At 73.5% G+C, this 15,402-nt stretch carries 15 protein-coding genes; 8 read left to right on the top strand and 7 right to left on the bottom strand.

The features are described from left to right. Window positions 1-72: 72 nt before the first annotated feature. Complete coding sequence (locus tag ACFVHV_RS20655) at window positions 73-654, bottom strand: MarR family transcriptional regulator (RefSeq protein ID WP_359907163.1); 582 nt, start codon at window positions 652-654, stop codon at window positions 73-75. Window positions 655-798: 144 nt separating this feature from the next. Between ACFVHV_RS20655 and ACFVHV_RS20650 the strand changes: the two genes are divergently transcribed. The 4 genes from ACFVHV_RS20650 (at window position 799) to ACFVHV_RS20635 (ending at window position 5,734) form a co-directional block, all read left to right on the top strand. Then, window positions 799-2,103, top strand: a complete 1,305-nt coding sequence (locus tag ACFVHV_RS20650; protein ID WP_359907161.1) for an MFS transporter — start codon at window positions 799-801, stop codon at window positions 2,101-2,103. Window positions 2,104-2,290: 187 nt separating this feature from the next. After that, entirely contained in the window at window positions 2,291-3,922 is a 1,632-nt protein-coding gene (locus ACFVHV_RS20645; RefSeq protein ID WP_380352573.1) for a dolichyl-phosphate-mannose--protein mannosyltransferase, read from the top strand. Window positions 3,923-4,039: 117 nt separating this feature from the next. Next, window positions 4,040-4,825 carry an ABC transporter permease gene (locus tag ACFVHV_RS20640; protein ID WP_380352571.1) on the top strand — a complete coding sequence of 262 codons (786 nt, stop codon included), beginning with the start codon at window positions 4,040-4,042 and terminating at the stop codon, window positions 4,823-4,825. Window positions 4,826-5,149: 324 nt separating this feature from the next. Beyond that, window positions 5,150-5,734 (top strand): TMEM165/GDT1 family protein, encoded by a 585-nt coding sequence (locus ACFVHV_RS20635; protein WP_359907155.1) that lies wholly within the window; start codon window positions 5,150-5,152, stop codon window positions 5,732-5,734. A 56-nt stretch (window positions 5,735-5,790) separates the two neighbouring features. On the opposite strand, the gene ACFVHV_RS20630 is transcribed toward ACFVHV_RS20635, so the two are convergent. Further along, entirely contained in the window at window positions 5,791-7,011 is a 1,221-nt protein-coding gene (locus ACFVHV_RS20630; protein WP_380352569.1) for a hypothetical protein, read from the bottom strand. A gap of 468 nt (window positions 7,012-7,479) precedes the next feature. On the opposite strand from ACFVHV_RS20630, the gene ACFVHV_RS20625 reads away from it, so the two are divergent. Together ACFVHV_RS20625 and ACFVHV_RS20620 are read left to right on the top strand one after the other, a co-directional pair. Continuing rightward, window positions 7,480-9,552, top strand: coding sequence for an MFS transporter (locus ACFVHV_RS20625; protein WP_380352568.1), 2,073 nt, complete (start codon window positions 7,480-7,482; stop codon window positions 9,550-9,552). 44 nt (window positions 9,553-9,596) lie between these two features. After that, window positions 9,597-10,076, top strand: a complete 480-nt coding sequence (locus ACFVHV_RS20620; RefSeq protein ID WP_380352566.1) for a hypothetical protein — start codon at window positions 9,597-9,599, stop codon at window positions 10,074-10,076. 14 nt (window positions 10,077-10,090) lie between these two features. Here ACFVHV_RS20620 and ACFVHV_RS20615 read toward each other — a convergent pair whose 3' ends face one another. Next, window positions 10,091-10,582 (bottom strand): MarR family winged helix-turn-helix transcriptional regulator, encoded by a 492-nt coding sequence (locus tag ACFVHV_RS20615; protein WP_380352564.1) that lies wholly within the window; start codon window positions 10,580-10,582, stop codon window positions 10,091-10,093. Window positions 10,583-10,602: 20 nt separating this feature from the next. Here ACFVHV_RS20615 and ACFVHV_RS20610 point away from each other — a divergent pair, with 20 nt between their 5' ends. Both ACFVHV_RS20610 and ACFVHV_RS20605 read left to right on the top strand, forming a co-directional pair. Next, complete coding sequence (locus ACFVHV_RS20610; RefSeq protein WP_380352562.1) at window positions 10,603-11,040, top strand: cupin domain-containing protein; 438 nt, start codon at window positions 10,603-10,605, stop codon at window positions 11,038-11,040. Window positions 11,041-11,142: 102 nt separating this feature from the next. Continuing rightward, window positions 11,143-11,466 carry an antibiotic biosynthesis monooxygenase gene (locus ACFVHV_RS20605; RefSeq protein ID WP_117487522.1) on the top strand — a complete coding sequence of 108 codons (324 nt, stop codon included), beginning with the start codon at window positions 11,143-11,145 and terminating at the stop codon, window positions 11,464-11,466. A gap of 70 nt (window positions 11,467-11,536) precedes the next feature. Here the strand turns inward: ACFVHV_RS20605 and ACFVHV_RS20600 are convergent, their stop codons facing one another. From ACFVHV_RS20600 to ACFVHV_RS20585, 4 genes are all read right to left on the bottom strand, one after another. After that, window positions 11,537-12,370, bottom strand: coding sequence for a LysR family transcriptional regulator (locus ACFVHV_RS20600; protein ID WP_380352560.1), 834 nt, complete (start codon window positions 12,368-12,370; stop codon window positions 11,537-11,539). Window positions 12,371-12,618: 248 nt separating this feature from the next. Further along, window positions 12,619-14,022: a hypothetical protein gene (locus tag ACFVHV_RS20595; RefSeq protein WP_380352559.1), complete on the bottom strand. Its 1,404-nt coding sequence runs from the start codon at window positions 14,020-14,022 to the stop codon at window positions 12,619-12,621. Window positions 14,023-14,174: 152 nt separating this feature from the next. Further along, complete coding sequence (locus ACFVHV_RS20590; RefSeq protein WP_380352557.1) at window positions 14,175-14,588, bottom strand: NUDIX hydrolase; 414 nt, start codon at window positions 14,586-14,588, stop codon at window positions 14,175-14,177. A gap of 95 nt (window positions 14,589-14,683) precedes the next feature. Continuing rightward, window positions 14,684-15,334 (bottom strand): M15 family metallopeptidase, encoded by a 651-nt coding sequence (locus tag ACFVHV_RS20585; RefSeq protein ID WP_380352555.1) that lies wholly within the window; start codon window positions 15,332-15,334, stop codon window positions 14,684-14,686. Window positions 15,335-15,402: the final 68 nt, after the last annotated feature.

Raw genomic sequence — 15,402 nt, 5'->3', positions numbered from 1 at the left:
GGGGACCGCCCGGGGGGCAGGCGCACCGAGGGGGGGTGCCGGACCCGTTTCGCGTTCCCCGGCCTCCCGGGGTCAGTCCAGGCCGGCGGTGCGCCCGAGCGCGTCCGGCCGGCTCTCCTCGATCCGCCGCAGCATCCGGCCCAGCATCGCGGAGAGCGCGGTCCGCTCCTCGCCCACGACGTCCTGGAGCAGCTCCTCCTCGAAGACCGCGGCCATCCGCATCGACTCCAGCCACTTGTCGCGGCCGGTCTCGGTGAGCTCGATGATCACCCGCACCCGGTTGGTCTCGTCCCGCTCCCGGGTGACCAGTCCGTCCGCCACCATCCGGTCGATCCGGTGCGTCATCGCCGCCGGGGTGAGCCCGAGGCGCTTGGCCAGCTCGCCCGGCCCGAGCCGGTACGGGCTGCCGGACACCACCAGCGCCTTGAGCACCTCCCACTCGGCGGAGGTGATTCCGAGCACAGTCAGCTGCCGGTCGTACGCCACGCCCATCCGCCGGGAGACCCGGTTGAGGGTCTGCACGATCGTCTCCACCTGGGGGTCGACGGTGGGGAATTCCCGCTGGTAGAGGGCCACCTGCTCGGCGATGCCGAACTCCAGGGGGGTGGCCGGGGCGGGCTTGCCGGCAGCCGGCGGCGGCTTGTCCGTAGTCATGCGGACCAGTGTCGCACGAGGGTGCACTCCTTAAGCCTTTGACTCAGCAGTCTTCGGGTGCTAAGACTTTATCTCGTCAAACTTTAGCTCTGAAATCTTCTGGACTTAAGAGTATCCAGTTGAAACCAGGAAGGGATGTGCACGGTGACCGGCACGGTGAAGCAGCAGAGGCAGCAGCGGCGTGGAGCGGGCGGCCCGCTGCGCCGCGTCCAGATCGGCAACGCGCTCAGTGCGTTCGGCAGCGGCTTCACGATGCCGTACATGTTCGTGTACGTGGACCAGGTGCGCGGGCTGGGCTCGCTGGCGGCCGGGATGGTGTTCACCGTCTTCGCGCTGGCGGCCCTCGCCGTCCTGCCGTTCACCGGCCGCGGCATCGACAGGTACGGTCCCCGCCCGGTGCTGCTGGCCGGTACGGCGCTCGCCGCCACCGGCGCGTTCGCCTTCGGCCACGCCACCGGCACCCCGGCCCTGCTGGTCTCCTCCTTCCTGTTCGGCGCCGGTGTCACCACCTGCCAGCCGGCGCTCGCCACGATGATCGTCCGCTGCTCCACGGCGGCCACCCGCTCGCACGCCTTCGCGCTCCAGTTCACCCTGGTCAACCTGGGCATGGGCATCGGTGCGCTGGTCGGCGGGCAGATCGTGAACGTGTCGGACCCGGCCAGCCTGACCCGGCTGTTCACCATCGAGGCGGTGACGTTCCTCGGCCTCGCCCTGGTCACCGGCACCGCCCGGATGCCCAGGACCCAGCTGACCGCCGTCCACGGGAAGGCCGACGGCCCGACCGGTCTGCGCGCCCTGCTCGCCGACAAGGCGATGGTGCGGCTCAGCATCCTCGCCGGGCTGATCTTCTTCACCTGCTACGGCCAGTTCGAGTCCGGCGTCGCGGCCTTCGCCACCGACACCGTCGGCACCGCGCCCTCCACCCTGGGCTTCGCGATCGGCGCCAACGCGCTGACCATCGTGGTGCTGCAGATGTTCATGGTGCGGATCACCGCCAAGCGCCGCCGCACCACCGCGATGGCCGCGGCCGGCGTGGTCTGGCTCGGCGCCTGGGCGATGGCCCTGGTGGCCGGCCTGATACGGACCGAGACCATGGCCGCCACGGTCGCCATCGTCTCGATCTACGCCCTCTTCGGCGTCGGCGAGTCGCTGCTCGCGCCCACCATGGGCCCGATCGTCGCGGACCTCGCCCCGGCCCGGCTGCTCGGCACCTACAACGCCGGGTACGCCCTGGTGAAGCAGATCGCGATCGCGGTCGGCCCGGCCGTCGGCGTGCTGCTGGTCGGCTCCGGCACCTGGCCGCTCTACCTGGCGGCCATGGCGGGTTCCACGCTGCTGATCGTCGCCATGGCGCTGCGGCTGCGCCCGTACCTCACGCCGGAGCAGGACAACGCGGCCCCGGCCGTGGTCCACACCGTCCCGGTCCGGGAGCTGCAGACCGCCGCGTAGCGGAACGGGCGGCAAGGGGGTTCGAAACGGGCGCCGACCAGGTCACCTGGTCGGCGCCCGTCGCGCTTGGCTTCGCGCGCACCGCCACATAGTGTCAGTGGCTGTTGACCGCCCTGCCCCGGCCGGAGCGGCACGACCCGGGCGGAGCCAGGACCCGGACAGAGCAGACAGGCGAATCGGCGAGGCTATGACGCAAGCGGCGCTCACGCACCCACCGGCGGCCCCGGCCACCGCCGCCCCGGCACCGGCCCCGCGCGGGGGCCTGGTCCGCTGGGCGGCCGACCGCTCCGGCTGGCTCGGACCGATCGCCGTGGCGCTCTTCGCCGGCCTGCTGCGGTTCTGGAACCTCGGCCACCCCGACTCCTTCGTCTTCGACGAGACGTACTACCCCAAGGACGCCTGGTCCCTGCTCCAGCAGGGCTACGAGGGCACCTGGCCCGACCACGCCAACGCCGACATCCTGTCCGCCCCGCAGTCGATCCCGCTGACCTCCGCGCCCGAGTTCATCGCCCACCCGCCGCTCGGCAAATGGGTGATGGCGGTCGGCGAGCAGCTGTTCGGACTGAACCCCTTCGGCTGGCGGTTCATGACCGCCCTGCTCGGCACCGTCACCGTGCTGATGCTGGCCCGGATCGGCCGCCGCCTCTTCGGCTCCACCCTGATCGGCTGCACCGCCGCGCTGCTGATGTCGGTGGACGGCCTCCAACTGGTGATGAGCCGGGTCGGCCTGCTCGACGGCATCCAGATGTTCTTCGTGCTCGCCGCCTTCGGCAGCCTGCTGATCGACCGCGACCACGTCCGCGCCCGGCTCGCCGTCGCCGCCGAGACCGTCGGCGGTGACGCCGTCCGGCTCGGGTGGCGCCCCTGGCGGATCGCCGCCGGGCTGCTCCTCGGCGCCGCCTGCGCGGTCAAGTGGAACGGCGCCCCGATCCTCGCCGCCTTCGGCGTCCTGACCGTCCTGTGGGACCAGTCCGGCCGCCGCGCCGCCGGCGCCCGCCGCCCCTGGCGTTCCATGCTGCGCCGGGACGCCGTCCCCGCCTTCCTCGCCATGGTCGGCTCCGCCGTGGTGGTGTACGTCGGCGCCTGGAGCGGCTGGCTCGCCACCGGCGGCTCCGGCCCGACCGGCGGGGGCGGCTACGACCGGCACTGGGCCGACGGGCGCGCCGGGCTCTCCCCGGACAGCGTCCTCGGCATCCCGCTGCCGCAGGTCCCGATGAGCTGGGTGCCCGCGTCACTGCGCAGCCTGTGGCACTACCACTCGCAGATGTACGACTTCAATACCGGTCTGAGCACCCCGCACACCTACCAGTCCAACCCCTTCGCCTGGCTGGTCGACGGCCGCCCCGTCTCGATGTACTGGGAGCAGATCCCGTACGGGCAGCGCGGGTGCACCTCCTCGGGCGGCTGCGCCTCGCAGATCCTCGGCCTCGGTACGCCCTTCCTGTGGTGGACGGCCTGCTTCGCGCTGGTCTACCTGCTGTGGCGCTGGTTCTTCCGGCGGGACTGGCGCTCGGGCGCGGTGCTGTGCGCGGTGGCCGGGATCTACCTGCCCTGGTTCCGGTACCAGGAGCGGACGATCTTCTCCTTCTACATGGTCGTGCTGGTGCCGTTCCTGTGCCTGGCCGTCGCCCAGATGCTCGGGGCGGTGCTCGGCCCGCCCGGGTGCACCCCCGAGCGACGCCGGATCGGGGCGATCGGGGCCGGGGCGATCGTGCTCGCGATCGTCGGCTGCTTCGCCTTCTTCTACCCGCTGTACACGGCGGAGGTGATCCCGATGTCGTCCTGGCAGGACCGGATGTGGTTCACCAGCTGGATCTGAGGGCCCGCGCCCGATGGGCCGGATCTGGACGGATTGGATCTGCGCGAGTCGGATCCGCGCTAGTCGGATCTGCACGGGTGGGATCTGTGCGGGTCGGATCCGAAGGGGCCGGATCTGATGGCCCCGGCGGACCTGGCGGCCTCCGGCGGCCAGCTGCTGCCGGTCACCCCGGTGCTCGGGGTGGTCACCGCCGTGCTGCTGCTGGCCGCCGTCGCGGTGGCCGGGCGGGGACTCCTCGGCCACGGGCACGCGGTGCTGCGGGCCGGGCTGCGCGCCGTGGTGCAGCTGGCCGCCGTCGCCGCGGTGATCAGCTGGGTGGTCGCTTCGCTCTGGTGGTCGGCGCTGTTCGTGGTGCTGATGTTCTCGGTCGCGGTGCGCACCGCCGGACGGCGGATGACCCCGGGCCCGGCCTGGGTCTGGGCGGCCGCCCCGATCGGCGCCGGGGTGCTGCCGGTGCTCGCCCTGCTGCTGGGCGTCGGGCTGCTGCCGCCCGAGGGTCTGTCCGTCATCCCGGTCGCGGGCATCCTGATCGGCGGGGCGCTCAGCGCGACCTCGCTGGCCGGGCGGCGGGCCCTGGACGAGCTGCGGCTGCGGCGCGGCGAGGTGGAGGCGGCACTGGCGCTCGGCTTCGAGGAGCGCGACGCCCGGCTGGAGATCTGCCGGACGGCGGCGGCGACCTCGCTCGTCCCGGCGCTGGACCAGACCCGGACGGTCGGCCTGGTCACCCTGCCCGGGGCCTTCGTCGGGATGCTGCTGGGCGGGGCCTCGCCGGTCCAGGCGGGGGCGGTGCAGCTGTTCGTGCTGATCGGGTTGCTGGCGGTGGAGTCGGTGGCGATCGTGGTGGTACTGGAACTGGTCGGGCGCGGGCTGATCGCGGCCGAGCCGGACGGGGGCGCCCGGTAGGCGGGCCGACCGCCGTTGGCCGCTGTCCACCGCCGTTGGCCGCCGTCGGACTCCGTCGATCTCCATGGATACCCGTCGACCTCGGTGGATCTCCCGGGGCGGGTCGGTCGACGCTGTCGGGTACGCTTGGGGCCGTTGAAGGGGAGTAGCCCTCCACCGGACCGTCGACATACTGGCCCCCAGGGGCCCGGCGCCCGGGGTACCGCTCGATGAGCGGTACCGGCGAGACCTTCGGCCGCAGTGCTGTGACCATGACCAGTGCTGTCGGGCCGAAGCGTCCCCTGACGGACCTGCGGAGGCCGGGCAGCCCGACCGAGGACTCCTATGAGTATCACCGTTGCCGCGTTGACCTTCGGCATCATCTTCCTGGCCGAACTGCCGGACAAGACCGCGCTGGCCAGCCTGGTGCTCGGCACCAAGTACCGCGCGAGCTACGTCTTCGCGGGCATCGCCGCCGCCTTCGCCCTCCAAGTGGGCCTCGCGCTCGTCGCCGGGCACCTGCTCACGCTGCTGCCGCACCGCTGGGTGGAGGGCGTCACCGGCCTGCTGTTCCTGGTCGGCGCGGCGATGCTGCTGTTCCACGGCGGCGAGGAGGAGGACGAGCACGCGGCCAAGGAGCCGTCCTCGAACAGCTTCTGGAAGGTGGCCGGGGCCAGCTTCGTGGTCGTCGCGATCGCCGAGTTCGGTGACCTGACCCAGATCATGACCGCCAACCTGGCCGCCAAGTACGCCGACCCGCTGGCCGTCGGCCTCGGCTCCTGGCTGGCGCTGTGCGCGGTCGGCGGGGTCGCCATCGTGGGTGGGCAGAAGCTGCTCAAGTACGTGCCGATGAAGCTGATCATCCGGGTGGCGGCGACGATCATGGTCGTGCTGGCGGGCATCAGCATCTTCGGAGCGATCACCGGCTGATCCGGGGGACGACCGGCGGTCGGCCCGAGGGGTGACCGCCGGCCGGGCAGTTCCGGTCAGCAGGTGCTGTGCTTGTCCAGGGCAGCACGGGTGTTGGGGCCGAAGATGCCCCGCTTGTCGCCCTTGACGTCCCACATCCACTGGACGTAGCCGACGGTGTTCACGGTGGTGTCGTCGTACTGCCCGGTCACCGGCACACTCGCCCAGCAGACGACGACGGCGAGCTTCTGCTGGAGAGCGGTGACGTCGGGGCCGCTCATTCCGTACTGCAGGACGCGCGGCGTCGAGGTGGCGGTGGGCGTCGGGGTCGGGGTGGGGGTGCTCGGCGCCGGCGCGGTCGGCGTGGGGGCCGCGGCGGGGGGAGCGGCCGGTGCCTCGGCGGTCGGCGTGGCGATCGGGGGTGGGGTGGCCGTCTTCGTCGGGCTGGGCTTGCGGGTGGGGGTGGGTGTGGGGCTCGGTGCCTCGCTGGTCGGCGCCGCGGCGCTCGGAACGGGTGTCGCCAGGGTGGGCGGGTCCACCGGCGCGGGCGCCAGGGTGCTCGTCGGCAGCGGCTGCGCCTGCTTGGCCGGCGGCTCGTTGGAGGGCGTCACCGCGTACGCGACACCGATGGTGAGCGCCACCAGGGCGGCGCCGACCCCGGCGAGCAGCCCCTTGCGCTGGGCGAGCGGGTGCCGGTCGGCCTGTTCGGCCGCCCTCCTGGCGGCCCGGCCGCCACCGGCCTCCGGCCCGGGCACGGCCTGACCGGCGTTCGGGCCCCGGCCGGCGTTCGAGGCGGGCCCGGGGTCCGGCGCCTGCCCGAAGGCGAAGAGGCCGATCTCGTTCCCGGCCGGCCCCGAGGGCGGCACCGGCGGCAGCAGGGTGGTGGCGTACGCCTCCGGGTGGGCGCCGAGGTCCGGGTAGCCGTCGCCTGCCGGGTAGCCGTCGGTGCCCGGGTGGGCACCGGCGCCCGGCCCGAACGGGGCCTGCCCCGGGGCGACGGGCGGCAGCACGGTGGTGGCGTACGCGTCCGCGTCCGGTCCGAGCGGCGGAGCGGCCGGCGGCCCGGGCTGCCCCGGGGGTGCGGGCGGCAGCACCGTGGTCGCGAACGGGTCCACCACCGGTGCGTTCGGGTGGGTCTCGTCGGCCAGCTGGTCGGCGGTCTGCGGGACGTACGGGCGGACCAGTGGCGGGCCCTCGATGTGGGGCAGGACGGCGGTCTCGGTGAGGCTCGGGTCCGGGAGGCAGCCGCACCCGGTGGAGCGTGCGGTGCCGCACGTCGGGCAGTGCTGGTCCGGCATCGGCCGGTCCTCCTCGGTTTCGCGTCGACTTCGCGGGCGGCTGTTCGGTCGTCGGGCTGTTCGGTCGTTCGGTCGTTCGGTGCGCCGTCCGGGCGGAACCGGGCGCACGATCGCGCCTGATTATGCAGGACCGCCCGAAGGGTGGACAGGGGCGTCCGTCCCCCCGCGGGGAGGTTGTGCCGATTGGTGCCGGTTGGCTCTCCGGAGAACGCCCGGGGCGCGGCGGTTGTCCCCGGCGCTTACGCTCGGCTCAACCCGGTGGAACAAATCGGGACGAACCAGCGAGCGTTGTGAGCTGGGAGTGATCATCTGCCCGGCCCGGCCGACGGGCCCGCGACCCCCCACGGAGACGCCATGCCCACGGAGACGTCGTGATGTCGACGGAGAAGCCATGGCCGACGGAGAAGCCATGACGGAGAAGGCCATGACGGAGAAGGCCATGACGGAGAAGGCCATGACGGAGACGTCATGACGGAGTCGCACGCCGCGTCCGACCGGAGCACCGCGGCCGGGAGCGGCCCGCCGGCGGTCACCGTCCCCAACCTCTGGGTGCCGATCGGCGCCCTGCTGCTGGCGATGCTGCTGGCCGCACTCGACCAGACCATCGTCTCCACCGCGCTGCCGACCATCGTCAGCGACCTCGGTGGCCTCGACCACCTCTCCTGGGTGGTCACCGCCTACCTGCTGGCCTCCACCGCCGCGACCCCGCTGTGGGGCAAGCTCGGCGACATGTACGGCCGGAAGCGCTTCTTCCAGGCCTCCATCGTGATCTTCCTGCTCGGTTCGGTGCTGTGCGGGATCGCCCAGAACATGGGCGAACTGATCGCCTTCCGCGCGCTCCAGGGCCTGGGCGGCGGCGGGCTGATGGTGCTCTCCCAGGCGATCGTCGGCGACCTCGTCGCCCCCCGGGACCGCGGCCGCTACCAGGGCCTCTTCGGTGCCGTGTTCGGCGTCACCAGCGTGCTCGGGCCGCTGCTCGGCGGAGTGTTCGTCGACCACCTCAGCTGGCGCTGGGTCTTCTACATCAACCTGCCGATCGGCATCGTCGCCCTGGTGGTGATCGCGACGGTGCTGCACGGGCGGGAGGTCCGGCGCGAGCACCGGATCGACTACCTCGGCACCGTCCTGATCGCCGCCGTCGCCACCTGCCTGGTGCTGATGACCTCGCTCGGCGGGACCACCTGGGCCTGGACCTCCTGGCAGATCGTCGGCCTCGGCGTGCTCGGCCTGGTGCTGCTGCTCGCCTTCGTCCTGGTCGAGCGGACCGCGGTGGAGCCGGTGCTGCCGCTGCGGCTGTTCCGCTCGCGGACGTTCAGCCTGGTCGCGGTGATCTCCTTCGTCATCGGCTTCGCGATGTTCGGCGCGCTGACCTACCTGCCGACCTTCCTCCAGGTGGTCCAGCGGGTCTCGCCGACCATGTCCGGCATCCACATGCTGCCGATGGTGCTCGGCATGCTGCTCACCTCGATCGGCTCCGGCCAGATCGTCGCCCGCACCGGCCACTACCGGATCTTCCCGATCGCCGGGACGGCCGTGACCACCGTCGGGCTGCTGCTGCTCTCCCGGCTGGACGAGCACAGCAGCACCGCCGAGATGAGCTTCTACTTCCTGGTCTTCGGCCTCGGGCTGGGCCTGGTGATGCAGGTGCTGGTGCTGATCGTGCAGAACTCGGTCGGCTACGAGGACCTCGGCGTGGCCACCGCGGGCGCCACCTTCTTCCGCTCCATCGGGGCCTCCTTTGGCGTCTCCATCTTCGGGACGGTCTTCGCCAGCGGCCTGCGCAGCCGGCTCGCCGACGCGCTGGCGGGGGTGCCGCTGCCGCCCGGCTTCCAGCCGGAGGCCATCACCGCCGACCCGCGGGTCATCCCCCAACTGCCGGCCGCCGTCCAGCCGGCGGTCTACCACGCGTACGCCGAGTCGATCACCCGGGTGTTCCTGTACGCGGTGCCGGTCGCGGTGGTCGCCTTCGTGCTGTCGCTGTTCCTGCGCGAACAGAAGCTGCGCTCCGCAGTCACCGGGCCGGACCTCAGCGAGTCCATCGGCGTCAATCCGGTCGAGCGCAGTTCGCTGGACGAGATCGCCCGCGCGCTCTCGGTGCTGAACAGTCGCGAGGCCCGGCGCGACCTCTTCCGGCGGATCACCGAGACCGCCGGACTGGACCTGCGGCCCGCCTCCAGCTGGCTGCTCCTCCAGATGCACCAGCACGGCTCGGTCGAGCCGGCCGAACTGGCCGAGCGGCGGATCGTCCCGGTGGCCGTCGTCGAGGAGGCCGCCCGGGAGGTGGAGGGCCGGGGGCTGGCGGTGCGGTCCGGCGGGCTGCCGCTGCGGCTCACCGAACCGGGGGAGGAGGTGGCGCTGCGGCTGGTCGCCGCCCGGCGCGCCCAGCTCGCCGAACTGCTGGGGGACTGGGACGAGGAGCGGTACGCCGAGCTCGCCGGGGTGCTCAACCGGCTCAGCTCCTCGCTCTGCGCGGACCTGCGGGACCGGCCGGACTCCTCGGGGCCGGAGCCGCCGTACCGTGGGGAGGGGCGGTCGTTCTGACCGTGCGTCGGCCTGTCGGGTGCGGCAGGGAAGGGTGGTGCGGCATGCCGCTCGAAATCGAGCGCAAGTTCCTGCTGAAGGCCTTCGAGCCGCCGGGCACGGCGGTGCGGCAGCGCATCGAGCAGGGGTACATCGCGATCAAGGACGACGGGACGGAGGTGCGGCTGCGGCGGATCGCCGGCAGCTGCGTCCTCGGTGTCAAGCGCAAGGACTCCTCGGCCGGCGCGCCGGTCCGGATCGAGGTGGAACGCGAGCTCGGGGAGCGGGAGTTCACCGAGCTCTGGCCGGCCACCGAGGGCGCCCGCCTGGTCAAGGACCGCTACACCTTCGAGGCGTCCGGCGTCACCGTCTACGCGGACGTCTACCAGGGGGAGCTGGCCGGGCTGCGCACCGTCGAGGTCGAGTTCGGTTCGGAGGCCGAGGCGGAGGCGTTCTCGGCGCCGGAGTGGTTCGGCGCCGAGATCACCGGCGTGAAGGCGTACAAGAACCAGACCCTCGCGACCCTCGGGCTCCCCGGGTCCTGACCTCGGTGCCGGGGTTACGGCGCCCCGAACCAGCGCGGGGTGTCGAGGCGGAACGGGTCGCCGGGGGCGAGCCGGCGCAGGCCGTCCTCCAGCTGCCGCAGCTGCTCCTCGCCCAGGGTCGCGGCCCACTCCTCGCGCAGCTCGTCGAAGATCCGGGCGGAGCGGACCAGGCAGTCCACCCCGCGCCCGGTGAGCCGGACCAGCTTGCGCCGGGTGTCGGAGGGGTCCGCGGCGCGCTCGACGTAGCCGAGCTGCTCCAGGTTGTCGACGGTCTTGCCCGCCGCCTGCTTGGTGACGCCGAGGCGGCGTCCGAGTTCGGAGGCGGTGGTGCCGTGCGGGCCGATCGCCTGGAAGACGAAGCCGTGCATCGGGCGCAGGTCGGGATGGCCCTCGCGGGCGATGCGCTCGTGCAGCTCGTCGATGATCGTCCGGAAGGCGAGCAGCAGGCGCAGCGGCAGCTCGAAGCCCGGCGGGGGCGCTTCACTTGACACGATAGACAACCTCATTGACCATATAGACAACTTCATTGACCATCTTAGGGGGTTCCTTCACCATGCCCGTGATCCGCCGGACCGACGCCCGCCGCACCGCGACCCCGAACGCCGTCATGACCACCTACGCCTCGCCCACCCAGGGCTCCGCCGCCCTCGCCGTCTGGCACGTCGACATGGCCGCCGGCACCAAGGGCCCGCTGCACGCCATGGACACCGAGCAGGTCTGGACCCTGCTCACCGGCACCGCCCGGGTCGACCTGGCGGGGGAGGCCTTCACCCTCGCCGCCGGCGACACCGCCGTCCTCCCCGCCGACACCGTCCGGCAGATCGCCACCACCGACGGCTTCACCGCCGTCGTCGCCTCCCTGTCCCCCGCCCACGCCTACAACCCCGACGCCCGCACCCCCGAGGGCGCCTGCGGCCTCGCCCCGCGCGACGACCAGCGCGTCCTGCCGCCGTGGATCGCCTGAGCCCGGCCCGCCCGCGCCCACGGGGGACGGCCGGAGGCCCGCCCCGGCCGTGAGGTGTAGCAGACTGCTGCCGTAAGCAGTCCCCGGAGCAGAAGGAGCCCCATGTCCGTCGTCAAGATCAACGTGCTGACGGTGCCGGCCGAGCAGCGCGAGGTGCTGGAGCAGCGCTTCGCCTCCCGCGCCGGCGCGGTGGAGAACTCGGACGGCTTCGAGTGGTTCGAGCTCCTCCGCCCCGTCGAGGGCACCGACCAGTACCTCGTCTACACCCGCTGGCGCAGCGAGGAGGACTTCAAGGCCTGGATGGAGGGCCCGATGAAGGCGGCCCACCAGAACGGCCCCTCCGGCGAGGCCCCCAAGCGCCCCGCCGCCTCCGGCTCCACCCTCTGGTCCTTCGAGGTCGTCCAGTCGGCGGGCCCCAAGGCCTGACGTCCGTGCGGTAGTTGCGCGCCCCGGGGTTCTGCGGAACCCCGGGGCGCGCTGCTGTGTGCGGGGGCGGTCAGGTGGCGAAGGGGGCGTGGTCGCTGGGCCAGAGGAGGCGGAGGTGGAGGGGCGGGGGGTCGAGGGGGAGGCGGGTGAGGGCGCCGGTGGCGAGGTGGTCGTGGACGGCGTGGGTGGGGAGGAGGGCGATGCCGAGGCCCTGTGCGGCGCAGGCGCGGGTGGTGGGGACGGCGCCGGTGCGGAGGCGTTGGACGTGGTGGCCGAGGAGGCGTTCGCCGGCGAGGTGGTAGGAGCAGGCGGGGGTGTCGACGAGGAGGCGGTGGCCGCGGAGGTTCTCGGGGGCGAGGGTGGTGGCGCGGGCGAGCGGGTGGGTGGGGGCGGCGACCAGGGCGAGGTGGACGGCCTGGAGATCGAGGTGGTCGAGCGGGGCGGGCGGCAGGGGGAAGCCGAGTGCGCCGAGCGGGCCGGGGGCGTCGAGGACGAGGGCCGCTTCCAGGGCTCCGGCGGCGACGCCGTCGAGCAGGACGTCCCGGGTGGCGTCGGTGTGGAGGGAGATGTCCAGGCCGGGGCGGCGGTCGGTGAGGCGGGCCAGGACGGTCGGGAGGTGGGTGGCGGCGACGGCCGCCAGGACGCCGAGGCGCAGGCGGGTCCGGGTCACGACGACCTCGCGGCGGGCCTGTTCGGCCTGGTCGAGGAGCCGTCGGGACCAGGGCAGTAGTCGTTCCCCGGCCGAGGTGAGGGTCAGGTCGTGCCTGGCCCGGTCGAACAGGTCGGTGCCGAGGCTGTGTTCGAGGGTGCGGACCTGTTCGGAGACGGAGGCCGGGGCGAGTCCGAGCGCCGCGGCCGCGCCGGTGACGGTGCGGTGGGTGACGACGGCTTCGAAGACGCGCAACTGACGTAGTTCCACTGGTTTCCCCGGTTCCCCCGAAGGTCCGTACCGTGCCCGTGCGAGTGCTGCGGGACAGGGTACGGGGGTGTACCGGGGGGTGGATGGGGATTCCGGCCGGTTCGGTGGCTTCGGCGGGCCGCGTGCTGCCCGGCCGCGGCCCGCAGGCCCGGCTTCGGGCTCCTGCGGCGAGCAGGGGACTCCTCCTCGCTGCCCCGGCCGGTGGGTGCCGGGCGGAGCACCGGGGGCGGTGGTCACCCGGCCGGGTTCTCCGTCCGTACGGCGAGGGCGTGGGCCTCGTGCAGGGTGCCGGTCGCCTCGGTGTGGTCGCCGTGGACGAGTTGGGCCATCGCCAGGTCGGTGAGTGCCCTGACCAGGCGCCGGGTGTCGTGGGCGGGGCCGGTCGCGTGGAGGCGGCGTTCGATCCGGACGCTCCGCCGCAGCCGGGGGAGTGTGAGGTGGGCGTAGTAGCTGGGATGGTCTCCACGGACCGCCCGGCGCAGGTCGAGCCGCCGGGTGAGGGTGCCGAGGGTGGCGAGCAGGTCGCGGTCCTCCGGCAGGGGCAGTGAGCCGTCGGCTTGTTCGGACGGGCCCTCCTCGTCGGGCAGGCGGTCGGTGGGCTCGGGCGTGCCCGTGATGGCCTCGACGGCCCGCGCGAGGGTGACCAGTCCGTCCTCGAAGGACGCGCGCAGGCTGAAGGACCAGTGGTGGAGGTCCAGGCCCAGCACCGGTTGGAGGCGCCGTCCCGGGTCGACGCCGAGCGCGAGCGGGTCCGGGGCGTCGGCCGCGGCCTGTTCGTCCCGTACGCCGGAGCGGGCGAACAAGGCGCTCCGCAGGCCCTCGTTGAAGCCGAAGTCGCCGGCGTCGCCGCGGGCGGGCAGGCGCTCGCAGGAGCGGGCGGCGTCCGCGAGCAGCCGGTGCGACTGTTCGGTGCGGCCCAGATCGGCGAACCACAGGGCGGCGCCGGCCGCCCGTAGGGCCGGGACGGGACTGCGGGCCGGTTCCGTGCGGCCCTCGCGCAGCCAGGCGAGGGCCTCGTGTTCGACGGCCACGGCCTCCTCGGTGCGGTCCGCGAGGCGGAGCAGCACGGTGAGGTCGAGCAGTCGCCACGTCAGGTCGCTCCCGCCGGCCTCGGTCACCGCCAGGGAGCGGTCGGCCACCGTGCGGGCGGCGTCCACGGCCTCGTCGAACCGTCCCGCCTCGGCGAGGCCGTGGGCGAGGTCGGCGTGCAGGACGGCGGCCTGGCCGAAGCCCTCCACCGGCTGGTCCGCTTCGGCGCGCCGGGCCAGGTCGGCCGCCTCCTGCCGGGCGGCGAGGGCGGGGCCGTCCGCGTGCGCCCGGGAGTGGTGCAGGGCGAGGGAGGACAGCGCGCGGGCGGCAGCGGCCAGGTGTTCGGTGCCGCCGTCGGCGACCAGGGCGCGGTAGATGCCGGCGGACTCCTCCAGGAACGGGACGGCCTCCTCGGGCCGGGGCCGGGGCTCGCCGTAGGCCCGGCCCCTCAGCGCTGCGGCCAGCGCGGGCAGGCCCGAGGCGGGGTCGGTGCGGGCCGGGGCCCGGAGCCGGGCGACCGTCTCGTCGGTGACCGGCTCCCGCCCCGGGCGGCGGGCTCGCGGTACGGCGTGGTCGTGGTCGGGCGGGGCTCCGTGCGCGGTTGTCACGCGTTTCCTTCCGGGGCGGGGACGAGCGGTCTCCCGTCCGAACGTCCGAACGTCCCTACGGCGGGGATGAGTTCCGGACACTGGTGGTGGTGCTCGTGCATGGGAAGTCGGACGGGCCGACTTCTCGCGCGGGTTCGTCCGCCGTTCCGCGCCTACCCGGCGAGCGTGCCGTCCAGGTACTCCCGCACCGGTGGGAACAGCGGGAACGGCACGTACTCGGCCAGCTCGGCGCGGGACGCCCAGACCACCCGGTCCAGCTCGTCGGAGTCCACCACGGTGGCGGTGCCGCCGACCACCTCGCAGGCCGTGTACGCCATCCGCCGCCCGTTCTGCGGGTGCACCCGCTCGCCGAGCAGCCGGGCGGCGGCGACATGGAGGCCGGTCTCCTCGGCGGTCTCGCGGACCGCCGCCGCCTCGGGGGACTCGTCCGGCTCGACCTCCCCGGCCGGGAACTGCCAGGACAGCTCGCCCTCGGCGACCCGCCGCCGCACCATCAGCACCCGGCTGTCCTTGACGACGATCGCGACGGCGACGGCGGGGAGTTGTTCGGGGGTCTGCTCGGTCATCGCTCTGCTCCTCGGGCGGGCATCGGTGCCGACGCCATCCTGGCCCGGGGCCGCAGGTCCGCTCGGCAGGCTCCACGGGCCGCGTGTCGTGTCGGCTACCCGTGCGCCGGCCCGTAGAGCGCGGCCGGTGCGCCGGTGGCCAGCGCCCAGTAGCGGTCCCCGTACGACCAGTGCCACCACTCGGTGGGGTAGTTGACGAGCCCGGCGCCGGTCAGGACGTCGCAGAGGAGTTGCCGGTTGGCGCGGGCCTCGGCGCCGATGCCGTCCGCGTCGGTGTAGCAGGCCCCGGCGCTCTCCTCCGGGCTGGCGTTGACCCTGGTGCCGAGGTCGAGCTCACGGCCGTCGGCGTCGACGAGGGTGAGGTCGACGGCGGCCCCGGCACTGTGCGGCGCGATCTCCGGCGGCGAGACGTAGCGGCTCGTCGCCGACCTGATCAGGTCGTCCGGCCAGTCGGGGTTCGCGGCCCGCAACTCGGCGGCGTACTCGTCGAAGTAGCGGCTCTGGAGAGCCGGTGGCCGGTAGCCCTCGACGAACAGCAGCCGCAGGTCGTCGGGCAGCGCGGCCTGCGCGTCGAGCAGCCGATCGAGCACCCCGGCCCGCAGGCGCGCGAAGGCGCCGGTGCCGTCCTGCTGGCGCTCGTCGACCAGCAGTCCGCTGCCGCTCCGTACGTCGAGCAGCTGCTCGTCGCGGGGCGCGACGGGTATCGCGGCGACCTTTGGGTCGGACATGAGGATGATCTCGCTCAACACGCCTCCTGGGGAAGGGAACCAAGGCTACGTGGTCACGTGGAGACCATGGGCACGCGCCCACGGAC

Source organism: Kitasatospora sp. NPDC127116, assembly GCF_042677365.1.
Lineage (GTDB): Bacteria > Actinomycetota > Actinomycetes > Streptomycetales > Streptomycetaceae > Kitasatospora > Kitasatospora lactacystinica.
Note: the sequence above shows the minus strand (reverse complement) of the source record. Positions and strands in the feature narration are given on the sequence as shown.

Bases quoted from the DNA above. Each gene is read 5' to 3' on its own strand.
- ACFVHV_RS20655 (WP_359907163.1), bottom strand. From the start codon at position 654: ATGACTACGGACAAGCCGCCGCCGGCTGCCGGCAAGCCCGCCCCGGCC.
- ACFVHV_RS20645 (WP_380352573.1), top strand. From the start codon at position 2,291: ATGACGCAAGCGGCGCTCACGCACCCACCGGCGGCCCCGGCCACCGCC.
- ACFVHV_RS20640 (WP_380352571.1), top strand. From the start codon at position 4,040: ATGGCCCCGGCGGACCTGGCGGCCTCCGGCGGCCAGCTGCTGCCGGTC.
- ACFVHV_RS20635 (WP_359907155.1), top strand. From the start codon at position 5,150: ATGAGTATCACCGTTGCCGCGTTGACCTTCGGCATCATCTTCCTGGCC.
- ACFVHV_RS20630 (WP_380352569.1), bottom strand. From the start codon at position 7,011: ATGCCGGACCAGCACTGCCCGACGTGCGGCACCGCACGCTCCACCGGG.
- ACFVHV_RS20625 (WP_380352568.1), top strand. From the start codon at position 7,480: ATGACGGAGTCGCACGCCGCGTCCGACCGGAGCACCGCGGCCGGGAGC.
- ACFVHV_RS20620 (WP_380352566.1), top strand. From the start codon at position 9,597: ATGCCGCTCGAAATCGAGCGCAAGTTCCTGCTGAAGGCCTTCGAGCCG.
- ACFVHV_RS20615 (WP_380352564.1), bottom strand. From the start codon at position 10,582: ATGAGGTTGTCTATCGTGTCAAGTGAAGCGCCCCCGCCGGGCTTCGAG.
- ACFVHV_RS20605 (WP_117487522.1), top strand. From the start codon at position 11,143: ATGTCCGTCGTCAAGATCAACGTGCTGACGGTGCCGGCCGAGCAGCGC.
- ACFVHV_RS20590 (WP_380352557.1), bottom strand. From the start codon at position 14,588: ATGACCGAGCAGACCCCCGAACAACTCCCCGCCGTCGCCGTCGCGATC.